Origin of the sequence: Sandarakinorhabdus limnophila DSM 17366 (genome assembly GCF_945882885.1) — a bacterium.
GTDB lineage: Bacteria > Pseudomonadota > Alphaproteobacteria > Sphingomonadales > Sphingomonadaceae > Sandarakinorhabdus > Sandarakinorhabdus limnophila_A.
This window is the reverse complement of sequence record NZ_CAMCWT010000002.1, coordinates 21,202-37,897: the sequence shown is the minus strand read 5'-3', so window position 1 is coordinate 37,897 and position 16,696 is coordinate 21,202. Positions and strand designations below refer to the sequence as shown.

Sequence of the window (16,696 nt, the reverse complement as noted above, 5' to 3'; positions counted from 1 at the left end):
TGGCCTAGCCAGAGCGGACAGAATGTCGCATGGGAAGCAAAATTACCTTTCACTACTTGTCGGCGACATAATCTTACCCTAAGCGCGGCTTCTATCACAGTTTCCTGTCCGTTGGCCGGCCTTCGCCGTGCCAGCGGCAATGGTTGGGCAGAATGAACATGGTTGATCCCACCGCTGCTGCGCGTGTCCAGATGCTGGTCCCTGGTGTCAATCCGGTGCGCACCCGTGCCGATTGGGAGACCATGCGTGCCGACGTGCTGGCGGATCCGGGTGCGTTCCACGGTAAGATCGCTGTAGGAAACCTGCATTGGCTGGTCGATGTCGCGGGCCGACCGGCCTGGCTGAGCAAATCGGAGACGGGCTGGGCTGGCTGGGACGCCGAAAGCGCAGCGCCGGTCGCCGCCGACCTGCCCGCCGGTTTCGTGCCGTGGGCCCGCGCCTTCAACGCCGATGATGCGCCCAACTTCCGTTGGTTCGAAGGCGGGCGCACCAATGCCGCCTTCAACGAGCTCGATCGCCACGTGCTCTCAGGCCATGGCGCCGAAGCCGCCTTCATATTCGAGGGCGACCGCTGGGATCTCGCCGCCAACAACGGCCGCGGCGCGCCGGTCGATTGCGTCACCGTTTCGCGCCGCCAGTTGCTGCTGGAAGCCGCCAAGTGCGCCGTCGCCCTCCAGAAGCTCGGTCTCAAGGCCGGCGACCGCATCGCGCTCAACATGCCCAATGTTCCTGCCCAGCTTTACTGGACGGAAGCGGCCAAGCGCATTGGCGTCATCTACACGCCGGTGTTCGGCGGCTTTTCGGACAAGACATTGTCTGACCGCATCCACGATGCCGGCGCCCGTATCGTCATCACCGCAGACGGCGGCTATCGCAATGCCCAGATCGTGCCGTTCAAGACGGCTTACACCGATCCGGCGCTGGACAATTATGTGCCGGTCAACGTCGCGCTGCGGATGCTGGAGGACCGCCTGGGCGGCACCGATCTTAGCCTGACCGACAGCACCCGCACCGCCATGGCCGACATCGTCACGGCGGCGCTGAAGGGTGAAGTCACCGTCGAGCGTGGCGATGTCATGCGCGGTCTGGGCCGGGCGCTGGCCGAACTGGGCAAGGAAGGCCTGGTCGATGCCGCGCAGTCGGCGCGTATCCGCATCGCCATCGCCGAAACGCTGGTCAGCACCCCGCCGCGCGTCGATGCGGTGATCGTTGCCAATCATGCCCATGTGCCCGATATCGTCTGGCGTGATCGCGATGTGTGGGGCCATGATCTCACCAACGCCGCGCTGGTTGATATCCTGGCCGCCGCCGGCCTGCCCGACGAAGCCGCGCTGCACGCGCTCGACGATCAGGCGTTTGTCGCCGCCATCTGGAAGGCATCGAAGCCGCTGCCGGTTGATGCCGAATATCCGCTGTTCTTCATCTACACCTCGGGCTCCACCGGCAAGCCCAAGGGCGTCGTCCATGTTCATGGCGGCTATGCCAGCGGCATCATGGAGACCATGAAAGTGGCCTTCGATGCCCGCCCCGGCGATACCATCTTCGTCGTCGCCGATCCGGGCTGGATCACCGGCCAGAGCTACATGATCGCCGCCGCGCTGCTGAGCCGCGTCACCACCGTGCTGGCCGAAGGCTCGCCGGTGTTCCCGCACGCCGGCCGCTTTGCCGCCATGATCGAGAATCACGGCGTCACCATCTTCAAGGCCGGCGTCACCTTCCTCAAGGCGGTGATGACCGATCCGCAGAATCTGAAGGACATCCAGGCCTACGACCTCAGCGGCTTGCGCGTCGCCACCTTCTGTGCCGAGCCCTGCTCGCCGCCGGTGCAGGCCTTCGGCATGGAGAATATCACGCCGCAGTACATCAACAGCTATTGGGCGACCGAGCATGGCGGCATCGCCTGGACGCATTTCTATGGCAACGGTGATTTCCCGCTGGCGGCCGATGCGCGCACTTTCCCGCTGCCGTGGATCGTCGGCGATGTGTGGGTGGAAGACGAAACCGGCGAAAAGAATGCCCGCGTGCTGCTGACCCGTGAGGGCAGCGATGGCGTGACCTGGCGCAAGGCCGGCCGCGGCGAGAAGGGCGAGATCATCATCGCCGCGCCCTATCCCTATCTGGCGCGCACCGTGTGGGGCGATTCCGAGAACTTCCGCGTTGAAGATGGTGCCGTCGCCCCTGGCTGGGCCGGTGATGCCGGCCGCTGGCGCGATGGTTACTGGAGCCGCTGGCAGGGTGTGTGGGCCTATACCCAGGGCGATTTCGCCGTGCAGGGCGATGACGACGGCTTCTCGCTGCATGGCCGTTCGGACGACGTGATCAACGTTTCCGGTCACCGCATGGGTACCGAGGAAATCGAAGGCGCCATCCTGCGTGACAAGGCGCTGAACCCGGAAAGCCCGGTCGGCAACGTGCTCGTGGTCGGCGCGCCGCACCGCGAGAAGGGGCTGACCCCGCTCGCCTTCATCACCCCGGCGCCGGGCCAGATCATCACCCGTGATGACGAACGCCGGCTTTCCGATCTGGTGCGCACCGAAAAGGGCGCGGTGGCGGTGCCGGGCGATTTCCTGGTGGTGAGCCAGTTCCCGGAAACACGCAGTGGCAAGTACATGCGCCGCATGGTGCGCGCGCTGGTGGAAGGCACCCCCATCGGTGACGTCACCACGCTGAAGAACCCGGAGAGCCTTGACGAGCTCAAGCGCGTCATCACCGCCTGGGAGCGCAAGCAGCGCCTGTCCGAAGATCAGGATATCTTCGATCGCTATCGCTATTTCCGCATCCAGTACAACACGGTCGCGCCCGGCAAGAAGGTGGCGACGGTGTTCATCGCCAACCCGCCTGTCAACGCGCTCAACGAACGCGCCATCGACGAACTGGTGATCGTGGTGGAGCATCTGTCGCGCCGCGATGATGTGGCGGCGGTGGTGTTCACCGGCGACGGCACCGCCAGCTTCGTCGCGGGTGCCGACATTCGCCAGTTCCTGGAAGAAATCCACACGGTTGAAGAAGCCCGCGTGCTGCCGGCCAACGCCCAGCTGGCGTTCGGCAAGATCGAGCAAATGGGCAAGCCCTGCGTTGCGGCCATCCAGGGTGTGGCGCTGGGCGGCGGCATGGAGTTCGCGCTGGCCTGCCATTATCGCGTCGCCGAAAGCCACGCCCGTTTCGGCCAGCCGGAAATCCGCCTGCGCCTGCTGCCGGGCTATGGCGGTACTCAGCGCCTGCCGCGCCTGCTCACCGATCGGCGCGGGCCGGAAGGGATGCTGGACGCGCTCGATCTGATCCTCGGTGGCCGCAGCGTGGAAGCGCAGGCCGCGCTCGATATGGGTGCCATTGATGCAATCGCCGACGGTTCGAACGATGCGCTCAGCCTAGCTCATGCCGCCGTGCGTGAATTCGTGCGCCTTGGTGACACTAGCCACCTGGGCCGCGCCTGGGCGGAACGCCGCAAGGCTGCCAAGAGCGCCTGGCAACATGAAGGCCATGTCGATCTGGATCACGCGCTGGCCGATCCGTTTGTGCAGCGCATCCTGAAGCAGCTCGATTGGGCCGGCCGCGGCAAAGCCGGCGAGCGCGCCATCGATGCGATCCGCACGGGCTGGACGCAGGGCATGGCCGCCGGCCTCGCACGTGAAGCCGAATTGTTCAGCGAAGCCGTGGTCGATCCCGAAGGCGGCAAGACCGGCATTCGCCTGTTCATGGACAAGAAGGCACCGCCGCTGCCGGTGCGCCGCAACGGCGTGCACATTGAAGCTGAGTTCGACGCCAAGGCTGAGCGGCTGGAAGCGGCCGGCGACCTGCTGCCGGTGGGCGCGCCCTTCTTCCCCGGCGTCACCCCGATTCCGGGCCATCAATATGGCTTCGGCATCGCCCGCAGCCCAGATACCGGCGCGCCGCAGTTCGGTCCGCCGGAAACCCATGAAAAGCAGCTGATCGTGCCAACGCCGCAGCCAGAGCCGAACGAGGCGCTGGTCTATCTGCTCAGCAGCGAAGTGAACTTCAACGATATCTGGGCCTTGACCGGCATTCCCGTTTCCCCGTTCGACAATCACGAGGAAGATGTGCAGCTCACCGGTTCTGGCGGTCTGGCGCTGGTCGCGGCGTTGGGCAGCGAAGTGCGCGGGCAGGGCCGGCTGAAGGTGGGCGACATGGTGGCGGTCTATTCCGGCACCTCCGATCTGCTCTCGCCGCAGGCCGGGCGCGACCCGATGTATGCCGATTTCTCCATCCAGGGCTATGAAACCAAGTCGGGCAGCCACGCTCAGTTCCTCACCGTGCAGGCACCGCAGCTCCACCCGGTGCCCGGTGATCTGACGCTGGAACAGGCCGGCAGCTACATCCTCAACCTCGGCACCATCTGGCGCTGCCTTTATACCACGCTGGAAATCATCGGCGGCAAGACCATCTTCATCGAAGGGTCGGCCACCGGTACTGGGCTTGATGCGCTGAAATCGGCCAAGGCCAGCGGATTGCAGGTGACGGGCCTGGTTTCCAGCCCGGCCCGCGCCGAGTTCGTGAAGTCCAAGGGCGCCGTGGGCGCGCTGGATCGCACCGATCCGCGCTTCAAGTCGCTGTTCACCTCCGTGCCTGACGGCACCAAGGCCGATTGGGCGGCGTGGGAAGCGGCCGGCGAGGCGCTGGTGGCCGAATACAAGGCGCTCAACGGCGGCAAGCTGGCGGATTATGCGGTCAGCCACGCCGGTGAAACCGCTTTCCCGCGCAGCTTCCAGCTGCTGGGCGATGGTGGCGTGCTGGCCTTTTATGGCGCCTCGTCGGGCTATCACCTCAGCTTCATGGGCAAGAAGGGCGGTTCTGATCCGGTCACCATGCTGGCTCGCGCCGGCGCGCGTGGCGGTGAGGCGGTGCTGATCTTCTATGGCCCCGGCACCACGCAATTGGCGGACGAGACCGGCCTGGAGATGATCGAGGCGGCGCGCGGGCTGGGTTGCCGCATCGTCGTCGTCACCAACACAGATGGCCAGCGCGAGTTCATCCTGTCGCTGGGTTTTGAAGACGCGGTGGCCGGTGTGGTCAGCCTGGAAGGCATCAAGCGGCGGGAGGGCGCCAATTTCGATTGGCCCGACACCATGCCGCGCCTGCCGGTGGCGCGCGAGGATATCGAGAATTTCCGCGAAGCCGTGCGCCAGTTCCAGGACAAGACTCTGAAGCCCTTCGGCAATGCTGTTGGCAAGCTGCTGCGTTCGCCGGACAATCCGCGCGGCAACCCGGATATCGTGCTGGAACGCGCCGGCCAGGACACGCTGGGCGTGACCACGGCGCTGGTGAAGCCGTTCACGGGCCGGGTGGTCTATTGCGAAGACATGGCCGGGCAGCGTTACAACTTCTACGCCCCGCAGGTGTGGACGCGCCAGCGCCGCATCGTGATGCCGATGGCGGAAATCCGCGGCACCCACCTGTGCAACGCCTATGAAGTCACCCGCATGAACGACATGATCGCCGCCGGCATCCTGGACGTGACCGAGCCGACGGTGGTGCCTTGGGAATGCTTGCCGGAAGCACACCAGAGCATGTGGGACAATCGCCACACGGGGGCGACCTATATCGTTAACCACGCGCTGCCGGCGATGGGCCTGCGCGGCAAGGATGAGCTGTACGAAGCTTGGGCGTCGTTGAAGGGGCAGGGGGAATGAGCGCGATGACCAAGACCGAAACACAGGGCCGCCTTGCCGGCAAGGTGGCGCTGATCACCGGGGCCGCCGGCAATCTGGGCGGCAGCATCGTGCGCCGCTACCTGGCCGAAGGCGCCACCGTGGTGATGAGCGGCCGCGATGCCGCCCGCACGCAGGCCGCGCTGGATGCGGCTGTTGCCGATGTGGGCGGCACCGCCAGCATCGTGACGATGGACGGCGCCAACATCGAATCCGTGCGCGCCGGCATTGCCGAGGTGGTGGCTCGCCATGGCCGCATCGATGTGCTGGTCAACAACGCCGGTTCGGCGGGGCCGAAGCAGGTGCTGGGCGATCTGCCGCTGCTGCCCGAAGAGCTGGACGGCACGCCCGACAGCGAGACGGTGGGCGACGCTGCCCGCAACATCATGGTGGTGGCCTGGAACCTGGTGCGCGCTGCCGCTTCGGCGATGGGCGAGGGCGGCAGCATCATCAATGTTTCTACCATCTTCAGCCGCACCGATTATTTCGGCCGGGCGGCCTACACGGTGCCCAAGGCGGCGCTGAACATTCTTTCGAAGGGCCTTGCGCGCGAGCTTGGCACGCGCGGCATCCGGGTGAACCAACTGTATCCCGGCCCGATTGCTTCCGAACGCATCCGCACCGTGTTCGCTGCGATGGACAAGTTGAAGGGTGACGACGCCGGCAGCACGGCCAATCACTTCTTCAACCTGATGGCGCTGGAACGCAGCGTGGGCGATGAAGCCAAGGCCAAGACGTTCCCGACGCCGGCTGATATCGCCAACACTTGCGTGTTCCTGGGCAGCGATGAAAGCGCGGCGTTTGCGGCGCATGATTTTGAAGTGACGCATGGCATGGCGGTGCCGCTGGAATCCAGGAGCGAATTCCTGCACCGACCCGATCTGCGCGCCATCGATGGCGATGGCCACGGCATCCTGATCAGCGCCGGCAACCAGCTCGACGACGCGCTGGCCATGGCTGGGCTGTTTGCCGCGCAAGGCTCAAAGGTGCTGCTGGGCTTCCACGCCCAGGCGGCGCTTGATGATGCCGCTGATCGGCTGCCGGCCGGCGTGAAGGCGGTGCGCTTCCCGCGCCACGATCACATGGCGATGGATGCCGAACTGGCGCGCTTCACCGCGCACGTGGCGGCCATCGATGGGGCCATCATCCTGCCAACGCGCGGCCCGGGCTATTTCAACGGGGCGCTGAACGAAGCCAGCGATGCGGCGGTGGAACGCTTTGTCGATGATGAACTGGAAGGCGCCATCGCGGTGGCGCGCACGCTCGATCGCTATTGGCAGCAGGGCCAGGATCTGCCCGGTGATCCGCGCGTGCTGTTCATCACCAACCCGGATGATGGCGCCGGCAACGGCTGGGCCGATGTGGGCCGCGCTGCCATCGAGGAACTGCTGCGCGTGTGGCGCGACGAAGCCCGCGTCGCCGCCGCGCAGGGCAAGACGCCTCGCCCGGTGTGGGGCAACCAGATCGTTCGCTTTGGCAATACCGAGCCGGAGAACCGCGATTTCGCTGCCGGCCATGCCGCCCGTCTGCTGCTGGGCGCCCGCCAGATCGAACCGATCAACCTCTATATCCCGGCCAGCATCGCCAAGGCTACCGGCGCCCGCCGCGCGCTGGCTGGCATGGCGGAAAACATCACCGGGCTGCATTTGGGCAAGGTGGCGCTGATCACCGGTGGTTCGGCTGGCATCGGCGGCGCCCTGGCGCGTCTGCTGGCTCTGGCCGGGGCCAAAGTGATGATGGTTGCCCGCCGCGAATCCGAGCTCGATGCAGCGCGCGAGCGCATCGTGGGCGAATTGCAGGATATCGGCTTTGCCGGCGTGGAGCGCCGCGTGCGCACGCTGGCCGGCATCGATGTGGCCGACATGAAATCGCTGAAGCATGCCGTTGACGAAACGGTGCGCGCCTTTGGCCGCATCGATTATCTGATCAACAATGCCGGCGTGTCGGGCGCGGAGGAGATGGCGGTGGACATGGGGGTGGAGAATTTCCGCCACACCCAGTTTGCCAACCTCATTTCCAACTATGCCCTGATGCACATGGTGGTGCCGATGATGCGCAAGCAGGGTTCCGGCTATATTCTCAATGTTTCCAGTTATTTCGGCGGCGAGAAGTATCTGGCGGTGTCCTACCCCAACCGCACCGATTATGCGGTTTCCAAGTCGGGCCAGCGGGCGATGGTGGAATCCATGGCCCGCCACCTCGGCCCGGAAATCCAGATCAACGCCATCGCGCCTGGCCCGGTAGATGGTGATCGCCTTGCCGGCCTGGGCGGCAAACCCGGCCTGTTCGAGCGGCGCGGGCGGCTTATCCTAGAGAACAAGCGGCTGAACGCCGTCCACTCCGCCGTGATCAAGGCAGTGCGCGGCGGGGCGTCGGTGGCGCAGATCCTCTCGCGCCTGTCCCGCAACGACAGCGTGCAACTCTCCCACGATAAGTCCAACCCGCAGCCGCTGCGCGATCTGGCCTTGGCCTGCGCGCGCGAAGGCGATGAAAGCTGCTGCTGGGATCGTTTCATCCTCACGCCCGTGCTGGCGGCCAAGCTGCTGAAGCGGCTGCGGCTGGGCGGCTGGCTGATCGGCACCGACTGGCAGGCGCGCGATGAAGCCGGCTGGCTGGTTCGCGTGCCGCCCGACGACATGCCGTGGCTACCCGTCGCCCAGATCGGCCGCGAAGCCGCCAAGGTGCGCGGCGGCGTGCTTTCCCAGCTCCACCTCGGCAAGATGCCGACGGAGACGGAAGTGGCGCAGGCCACGGTGTTCTTCCTGGCTGACCGTGCGGTGTCGGGTGAAACCTTCATGCCGTCGGGCGGCCTCAACGTCGAACGCTCGGCCACCGAACGCGAATTGTTCGGCAGTCCCAAGGCCGAACGACTGGCCCAGATGGGTGGCAAGACGGTGTGGCTGGTGGGCGAGCATCTCGCCGATTACCTCGGTGCTGCGGCCCAAGGCTTCCTCGATTGCGACGTGGCGCGCGTGGTGCTGGTCACCGCCAGTGCCGCCGGTGCTGCTGCCATAAAGGGCCACATCGGCCAGGGGGCAGATAGGGTCGAAAGCTTGGTGATCGAAGGCGACATTGAAACCGCGATGGACGCGGCGCTGGCCAAGTGGGGTCACCCCGCCACCATCGTCTCGACGCCGCTGAAAGCGCTGCCGGATCAGTTGTTCGGTTCTGACAACCCGCTGGATGGCGATGGTTTTGCCGGCGTGGTGGAGCATAACCTGACCCACCATTTCCGCATCGCCCGCAAGGTTTCGCTGTTCGATAACTGCCAGTTGGTGCTGGTCTCGCCGGACGTGCCGATGGGTGAGGGGGCCAAGGGCGCCTTTGCGCTGGCCAACTTCGTCAAGACGACGCTGCACGCCTTTACGGCAACGATTGCCGTTGAGAATGAGCGTCTAGTGCACGAAGTGGCTGTAAATCAGATCAACCTCACCCGCCGCGTGCGATCCGAAGAGCCAAAGAACGCGGCCGAGCATGAGGAAGAGGTGCGCCGCTTTGCCCGTGCCGTGCTGCTGGCCGGGGCACCGCTGCCGGATGCCGAGGACAGCCGTTACCGCAGCCGCATCTATCGGGGCATGTCGCTGACGGTCTAAGCGGTCAGCCGCCGCTCGACATCGGCCCAAAGGCCGGCCAATGCGGTGGCGGCTGGGCTGCTGCGGCCGGCGAGCAGGGGCTGCCGTGTGGCGGTCATCGCTTCCACGGCGGCGGCATAGGGGATCACCGGCCACTCCGGATGGGCGGCCAGCGCTTCGCGGTGCAGCCCTTTGCGGCGATCGGCCATGGAAAACGCTGGCATCACCGGCGGCGGTGATTTCATTTCAGCAGCGAGGTGTTGCGTCAGCTGCTCCAGCGCCCGCGTGGAGAGCGGCGAGGGGATCAGCGGGACCACGATGAGATCGGCCGCGCGGAACAATTGATCGGCCAATTCAGTGAGACCAGGCGGACAATCAAGGATGATTCGATCATAGCGATCTTCCAGTGATTTCAGGGCTTTTTTCAGCCGCCTTTCACCTTCCGTGGCAAGATCGGTCTCCAGCCGGCGCAGCGAGCGATCAGCGGCCAGCACATCGAGATTGGGGAAGGCGGTAGGCTGCACCAGATCGGCGAGATTGGCCTCGGCGAGGCCCTTGCGGGCCTTGGCACCGGCGCGCGGTTCTACCTTCAGCAGCCAGCTGGCTGCACCCTGGGCGTCCAGATCCCACAGCAGCGTGCGCCGACCCGACAGCGTGGCCGCAGCATGGGCCAAGTTGACGGCCAGTGCAGTCTTGCCCACCCCGCCCTTCACGCTGAACAGGGCGATGCAGCGCATGTGGGGTTCAGGCCGCCAGAGCGGCGGCGAGGCGATTTCGGATGACGATGAGGGCCTGGCGATCCGGACCTGGCCTGCTGGCAGCGGGCATCGTGGCAGGGGACGGTGCAGGTGGCGCCGGCTCTTTCGCCGCTGCACCCTTTCCGGCCAGGGCCAGCTGCGCGCCGCGGATGGTCATGCCACAATCGTGCAGCAACACCTTGATCTGGCGCAGCAAACTCATGTCCACCGGGCGGTAGTAGCGGCGCCCGCCGGCGCGCTTCAGCGGCTGCAGCATGGAAAAGCGGGTTTCCCAGAAGCGCAGCACATGCGCTGGAACGCCAATTTCGTCAGCAGCTTCGGAGATGGTGCGGAACGCTGTATCAGATTTTTCAGTCACGCTCCGCCTACTCGCTTACTTGTTAATCGCTTCGCGCAGCAGCTGGCTGGGCCGGAAGGTCAACACGGTGCGCGGCTCGATCGACACTTCCACCCCGGTCTTGGGATTGCGGCCAATGCGCAAGCCCTTGCTTCGCAATACGAGACTGCCGAAACTGGAAATCTTGACGTTGCCGCCCGCAATCAGGGCATCGCTGATGCGATCCAGAACCTGTTCGACCAGTTGCGTCGATTCGGTGCGCGACAGGCCAATTTCACGATGAACCGCGTCTGCCAGATCGGCACGTGTGACGCTTCCTGCTGCTGTGGTGGCCATGACTTCCCCCCATTTTGCTGCCTGTCCAGCAGCGATTGACCCGATTGGTAAGGCAAAACGGCAAACCTCCGTTATTATTGCGTGATTTTACGCGATTCGCTATACCTATTGTCGCACCACCGATTTCGGGGGCGATCCGGCTACCAGCGGACGGCCGCGGCACCCCAGGTGAAGCCGCCGCCCATTGCCTCCAACAGCAGCAAATCGCCGGGCTGGATGCGGCCATCGCGCACGGCTGTGTCCAACGCCAGCGGCACCGAAGCGGCCGACGTGTTGGCGTGGCTGTCGACCGTCACCACCACCTGATCGGGTGAAATGTTCAGCTTCTTCGCGGTGGCTTCCAGGATGCGAAGATTGGCTTGGTGCGGCACCACCCATGCGACATCGCTGGCTTGCAGAGACGCCGCCTCAAGAACTTCGCCCATCACGCTGGAAAGATTGTTGACGGCGTGGCGGAATACTTCCTTGCCCTTCATCCGGAGCTTGCCGGTGGTGCCGGTTGAACCCGGTCCGCCATCAACATAGAGCAGATCGTTGTAACGCCCGTCGCTGTGCAGGCGGCAGGCGATGACGCCGCGATCGCTGGCATTGTCGCCGGGCTGCGCCTGCGCTTCCAACACGATTGCGCCGGCGCCATCGCCGAACAGCACGGCGGTGGTGCGGTCGTCCCAATCAAGGATGTGGCTGAAGGTTTCGGCACCGATCACCAGCGCGCGATTATGGGCACCGGTGGCAAGCAGCGAATCCGCCACGGTCAGGGCATAGAGAAAGCCCGAACACACCGCGGCCACATCAAAGGCGACGCCGTGCATCATGCCCAGCTTGTGCTGCACCACGGTGGCGACGGCGGGAAAGGTTTGATCCGGCGTGGCGGTGGCGACAATGATCAGATCAATGTCTGCCGGGGACTTGCCGGCGGCGTCCAGCGCGCGCTGCGCGGCAGCGACGGCGAGATCGGAGGTGAATTCCCCCTGTGCCGCGATATGGCGGCGACGGATGCCAGTGCGTTCGATGATCCATTCATCCGACGTGTCGAGCCGGGCGGCCAGATCCGCATTGCTCAGCACGGTTTGCGGCAGATAGCTGCCGGTGCCGATGATGACGGAACGGCGCTTGCTCATGCCGCGTCGGGCTCCAGGGTGGTCGCCAGCGCCATGTTAACGCCGGCGAGATCGTCGCGAATGCTGCGGTTGACGTCGTCGGTCACCAAATCATGCGCCACGCCGATAGCATTGGCGAGGCCCCGGGCATTGGCGCTGCCGTGGCTTTTGACCACGATGCCGTTGAGGCCCAGGAACACCGCGCCATTGTGGGCGTTGGGATCGAGATGGGCACGCAGCGATTCGAGAGCGCCGCGGGCGATGAAATAACCCAACTTCCCCCAGATCGACGAGCGGAAGGCATTGCCGAGCAGGCCGGTGACCAGACGACTGGTGCCTTCGGCCGTCTTCAAGGCAATGTTGCCGGAAAAGCCATCGGTGACCACCACATCGACATCGCCGGAACCGATCTTGTCCCCTTCGACAAAGCCGAGGAACTGCATCGGCAGGCGCGCGCCTTTCAGCACGGTCGCCGCCGCACGGATCTCGCCGGTGCCCTTCAATTCTTCCTCGCCGATGTTGAGCAGGGCAACTTTGGGGCGTTCCAGCCCCAGCACGGTGCGTGCAAACGCCGCGCCCATTACCGCGAACTGCACGAGGTTGGTGGCATCGCATTCGGTGTTGGCGCCCAGATCGAGCATCACCGATTCGGATTTCAGCGTTGGCAGCACCGCCGCCAGGGCCGGGCGATCAATGCCCGGCATGGTGCGCAGCGAGAACAGCGACATCGCCATCAGGGCGCCAGTGTTGCCGGCCGAAACGGCGGCATTGGCCTTGCCCTGCTTCACGGCATCGATGGCCATGCCCATTGATGTGGTGCGGGCCCGGCGCAGGGCCTGGCTGGGCTTGTCGCTCATGGCGACAACATCTTCGCTGTGGATGACCTCTGCGCGCGCGGCGAGGCGCGGCCAGCGCGCCAGTTCTGCAGCGATCACCGGTTGGTGGCCGAACAGCAGGAAGGAAAGGCGCGGATAGCGTTCGGCAGCAATATCAGCCGCAGCAACGGCTTCGGCGGCGCCGGCCTCGCCGCTCATCACATCAAGCGCAATGACCGGGTCCCGGTTTGGCGTGCCTGTCATAGGAAACCGGGCCAGCCTGCCGGGCACCAGGATCAGGCTTCGACGGCGACGACTTCGCGGCCGTTGTAGAAGCCGCAGGCCCCGCACAGGTTGTGCGGCAGCTTGAGCTCACCGCAGTTCGGGCATTCCTGGAACTGGGTCGCGGTCAGCGCGTGATGGCTGCGACGCATGTTGCGGCGGGAAGGCGAGGTCTTGCGCTTGGGAACGGCCATGAGGCACCTGTATCCATCAATCTGAAAGCGGTCGTTAGTGCCCCAACCCGGCGCGTCCTGAATGCCAACGGCCACAGCAAATGGCCGGGCCAGATGCCCCGGATTAACGGCGAAGGATGCGGCTATATTCGATTCTGCCTGAAGTGCAAGCAGGAATGGCATGAGGGGATGTTGCGGGCCTGTGAAAATGCCTCTCGCGCCCGCGCAGTGGGATGGGCTAACACAGCGCCGTGTTGACCGCGCTTGCCATCCAGAATGTCGTGCTGATCGAGGCGTTGGCCATCGAGTTCGCGCCGGGCCTTGTTGTGCTTACGGGCGAGACAGGGGCGGGCAAATCCATCCTGCTTGATGCGCTGGGGCTCGTGCTGGGCAGCCGTGCCGATGCGGGGCTGGTGCGGGCTGGCAGCGATACGGCGCGGGTGGTGGCAGAATTTGATGTGGGCGCAGGTCATCCGGCTCGCGCGCTGCTGGCGGAAAACGAGCTGGAAGCCGATGGCGCCATCATCCTGCGCCGCCAATTGAAGGCTGATGGCGGCAGCCGGGCGTTCGTGAACGATCAGCCGGTTTCGGCGACGCTGCTGCGCGAACTGGGCGCGGCACTGGTGGAAATCCACGGCCAGCATGACGAACGCGGGCTGTTGAGCCCGAAGGGGCATCGGGCGCTGCTGGATCAGTTTGCGGGTCTTGGTGACCATCTGCTGGCGGCTCGTGACAGTTGGGAGGCGGCACGGGCGGCGCGGGCGGCGGCGGCTGGCGCACGCGCGAAATTGGCTGCTGACCAACGTGATCGCGAGTGGCTGGGGCATGCCGTGGCCGAGCTGGACGCGCTGGACATGCAGCCAGGCGAGGAGGAAGAACTCGCGCTCGCTCGCGCCGCCATGCAGAAGGGCGCGCGGCTGACCGACGACCTGGCGACGATCTCGGAACTGTTTGGGCAGGGTAGCACCACCTTGGCGCAGGGCGCCCGCCGGCTCGACCGGATTTCGGGTGAGCATCCGCTGCTCACTGCCGCACTGGAGGCTTTGGACCGGGCGCTGGTGGAGGCTGGCGAGGCAGAGACAAAGCTGGCCGAGGCCGTGCAGGCGCTGGATGCCGACCCGGCCCGGCTGGAGCAGGTGGAAAGCCGGCTGTTTGAACTGCGCGGCCTGGCCCGCAAGCACAAGGTGACGGCCGAGGCGCTGCCAGTGCTGGCGGCGGAACTGAAGGCGCGCGCAGCCGCGCTGGTGGCGGGCGAGGAAGGGCTGGCGGCGCTGGATGCAGCGGTGGTGAAGGCCGAGGCGGACTATGCCCGCGCGGCGGCAGCCCTGAGCAAGGCCCGGGCTGCCGCCGCCTCCCGGCTGGATGCGGCGGTCGCGGCCGAACTCAAGCCGCTGAAGCTCGACGCCGCCCGTTTCCGCACCCGCATCACCCCGCTGCCCCAGAGCGAATGGGGGCCGGAGGGGCAGGAGCGGGTGGAATATGAGATCGCCACCAACCCCGGCGCCGATTTCGCCCCGCTGATCAAAATTGCGTCGGGCGGGGAGCTTTCGCGTTTCATCCTGGCGCTGAAGGTGGCGCTGGCCAGCACCGGCAGCGCCGGCACCATGATTTTCGACGAGATTGATCGCGGCGTTGGCGGCGCGGTGGCATCGGCCATTGGAGACCGGCTGGCGCGGCTGGCCGGCGAGGCGCAGGTGCTGGTTGTCACCCACAGCCCGCAGGTGGCGGCGCGTGGCCACAGCCAGTGGCGGATCGAAAAATCGGTGGAAGACGGCAGCACCCGCACCAGCCTTGCCCAGCTGGCGCCGACCGAGCGCCAGGAAGAAATTGCCCGCATGTTGTCGGGCGCCGATGTTACCCCCGAAGCCCGCGCGCAGGCGGCCCGGCTGTTAGAAGGAGTTTGATCCATGGTTGCTTTTGATCGCCGCCAACTGCTTTCGGCTATCGCACTGGCGGCCGCTGGGCCGGCGGCCGCGCAACTGCCGCTGCATCGCCAGGCCCCGCTGAGGCATGATGCGGTGCAGTCGCTGATCGATGCCTATGTCGCCAAGGGCGCGGTGCCCGGCGCCGTGGTGGCGCTGGTGGAGCCAGGCAAGCACAAGCCGGTGTTCGTCTCGGCTGGGGTGACGGCCTTTGGCGGCAGCGAAAAGGCCACGCCTGATACGCTGTGGCGGATCTATTCGATGTCCAAGCCGATCACGGCGATGGCCATCATGCAGCGCGTGGCCACCGGCGAGTTGAAGTTGGATCAGCCGATTGCCGATATCATGCCGGAATTCCGCGACATGAAGGTGCTGGTCGACCCCGACAAGGGCCTCGAATCGCGACCGGCGGCCCGCCCGATCACCGTGCGTCACCTTCTCACCCACACGGCGGGTTTTTCCTATACGATCAACGGCAACGGCCCGCTGGAAAAGGAATACAAGCGCCTGGGCATCCAGCCCGGCAGCGTGCCGGCCTTCCTGCAGCCCGGCGACGGCGCGCTGCCCGATTTGCAGGTGATGGCACAATCTTTGGCCGGCCTGCCGCTGGCGCTCGATCCCGGCACGGCGTGGAAATATTCGATCAGCCTCGATGTCGCTGGCGCGCTGCTGGAACGGCTGACCGGCATGACGTTTGACAAGGTGCTGGAACAGCAGATCCTGGGGCCGCTGGGCATGAAGGACACCGGCTTCTGGGCGAAGGACAAGGCGCGGCTGGCCGCCAATTATCTGTGGACGGCGCCGGGCACCACCAAGGTGCTGGACAAGCCCATCCCGATCTCCGTGATGGAAAAGGATGGCTTCACCACGCGGCCGCGCCTGCTGTCGGGCGGCGGCGGCATGGTCGGTTCGGCGCGGGATTATGCCCGCTTTGCCCAGATGGTGCTGAACGAGGGCGTGTTCGAAGGCCGCACCATCCTGCCGCGCGGCACCGCCCGGCTGGCAACCAGCAACCTGATGCCGCCCGGCGTGTTCTTCGATGGCCAGCATGGCTTTGGGGCGGGCGGGCGGGTGACCCTGTTTGATACCCGCCAGGGCGCTGGCCTGAGCCGCGCCGGCTGGGCCGGCAGCACGGCCGATGCCTTTGGCTGGGGCGGCGCCGCCGGCACATTGTTCATGGCCGACAGCGTTCGCCAGTTTGGCATCGTGCTGATGCTGCAGACCATGGGCGACAGCCGGTTGCAGCGTGATGCTGATCTGGCGTCGGCGCTGGCCAGGGATGCGGCCGGTCGGTGAACGAGCGCCAGAGGATATCCGCTGAAGGCCTGGTTCGCCGGCTGGCGCGGCTTGTGCTGGCGCTGGCCTATGGCTTTGTGGGCTATGTCCATCTGAAAAGCCCTGAAGGCTTTCTGCCGATCGTGCCCGAATTCGTGCTGTTTCCGCGCGAAGTGGTGCTGGCCACCGGCGTGGCGGAAATTGCCGGCGCCATCGGCCTGATGATCCCGCGCCTGCGTGTCGCGGCGGCATGGGGCCTCGCGGCCTATGCGGTGTGCGTATTTCCGGCCAACATCAAGCACGCCGTAGAAGGCATTGCTCTGGGCGGACAAGTGGCCGGCATGGGCTATCACGTGCCACGTCTGCTGGCTCAACCGGTGATCGTCTGGTGGGCGCTGTGGGCCGGCGGCATCACCGATTGGCCTTTCAGGCGGAGGACGCACTGATGTTCATCGGGCAT

At 65.7% G+C, this 16,696-nt stretch carries 11 protein-coding genes; 5 read left to right on the top strand and 6 right to left on the bottom strand.

What is annotated here, in order from left to right:
* Positions 1 to 158: 158 nt before the first annotated feature.
* Positions 159 to 5,648, top strand: a complete 5,490-nt coding sequence (locus Q7O19_RS00620; protein WP_303808022.1) for an AMP-binding protein — start codon at positions 159 to 161, stop codon at positions 5,646 to 5,648.
* The gene (locus Q7O19_RS00615) at positions 5,645 to 9,259 is read left to right on the top strand and encodes an SDR family NAD(P)-dependent oxidoreductase (protein WP_303808020.1); all 3,615 of its coding nucleotides are present in this window, start codon (positions 5,645 to 5,647) and stop codon (positions 9,257 to 9,259) included. Before Q7O19_RS00620 ends, Q7O19_RS00615 begins: the two co-directional genes overlap by 4 nt.
* On the opposite strand, the gene Q7O19_RS00610 is transcribed toward Q7O19_RS00615, so the two are convergent.
* The 6 genes from Q7O19_RS00610 to rpmF all read right to left on the bottom strand — a co-directional run bounded on the left by Q7O19_RS00610 (position 9,256) and on the right by rpmF (position 13,060).
* Positions 9,256 to 9,975, bottom strand: coding sequence for a ParA family protein (locus Q7O19_RS00610; RefSeq protein ID WP_303808018.1), 720 nt, complete (start codon positions 9,973 to 9,975; stop codon positions 9,256 to 9,258). The genes Q7O19_RS00615 and Q7O19_RS00610 overlap by 4 nt on opposite strands.
* Before the next feature lie 7 nt (positions 9,976 to 9,982).
* Positions 9,983 to 10,354, bottom strand: coding sequence for a MerR family transcriptional regulator (locus Q7O19_RS00605; RefSeq protein WP_303808016.1), 372 nt, complete (start codon positions 10,352 to 10,354; stop codon positions 9,983 to 9,985).
* A 15-nt stretch (positions 10,355 to 10,369) separates the two neighbouring features.
* The gene (locus tag Q7O19_RS00600; protein ID WP_303808014.1) at positions 10,370 to 10,669 is read right to left on the bottom strand and encodes an integration host factor subunit alpha; all 300 of its coding nucleotides are present in this window, start codon (positions 10,667 to 10,669) and stop codon (positions 10,370 to 10,372) included.
* A 140-nt stretch (positions 10,670 to 10,809) separates the two neighbouring features.
* Entirely contained in the window at positions 10,810 to 11,790 is a 981-nt protein-coding gene (locus Q7O19_RS00595; RefSeq protein WP_303808013.1) for a beta-ketoacyl-ACP synthase III, read from the bottom strand.
* The gene (gene plsX, locus Q7O19_RS00590; RefSeq protein WP_303808012.1) at positions 11,787 to 12,848 is read right to left on the bottom strand and encodes a phosphate acyltransferase PlsX; all 1,062 of its coding nucleotides are present in this window, start codon (positions 12,846 to 12,848) and stop codon (positions 11,787 to 11,789) included. Before plsX ends, Q7O19_RS00595 begins: the two co-directional genes overlap by 4 nt.
* A gap of 32 nt (positions 12,849 to 12,880) precedes the next feature.
* Positions 12,881 to 13,060 carry a 50S ribosomal protein L32 gene (rpmF, locus tag Q7O19_RS00585; protein WP_022680619.1) on the bottom strand — a complete coding sequence of 60 codons (180 nt, stop codon included), beginning with the start codon at positions 13,058 to 13,060 and terminating at the stop codon, positions 12,881 to 12,883.
* Between the two features lie 230 nt (positions 13,061 to 13,290).
* Here rpmF and recN point away from each other — a divergent pair, with 230 nt between their 5' ends.
* The 3 genes from recN to Q7O19_RS00570 are packed head-to-tail and all read left to right on the top strand — an operon-like array spanning position 13,291 to position 16,682.
* On the top strand, positions 13,291 to 14,943 hold the full coding sequence (recN, locus tag Q7O19_RS00580) for a DNA repair protein RecN (protein WP_303808011.1): 1,653 nt from the start codon (positions 13,291 to 13,293) through the stop codon (positions 14,941 to 14,943).
* Between the two features lie 3 nt (positions 14,944 to 14,946).
* Complete coding sequence (locus Q7O19_RS00575) at positions 14,947 to 16,257, top strand: serine hydrolase (protein ID WP_303808009.1); 1,311 nt, start codon at positions 14,947 to 14,949, stop codon at positions 16,255 to 16,257.
* The gene (locus tag Q7O19_RS00570; RefSeq protein WP_303808008.1) at positions 16,254 to 16,682 is read left to right on the top strand and encodes a DoxX family protein; all 429 of its coding nucleotides are present in this window, start codon (positions 16,254 to 16,256) and stop codon (positions 16,680 to 16,682) included. Before Q7O19_RS00575 ends, Q7O19_RS00570 begins: the two co-directional genes overlap by 4 nt.
* The last annotated feature ends 14 nt before the right edge of the window (positions 16,683 to 16,696 follow it).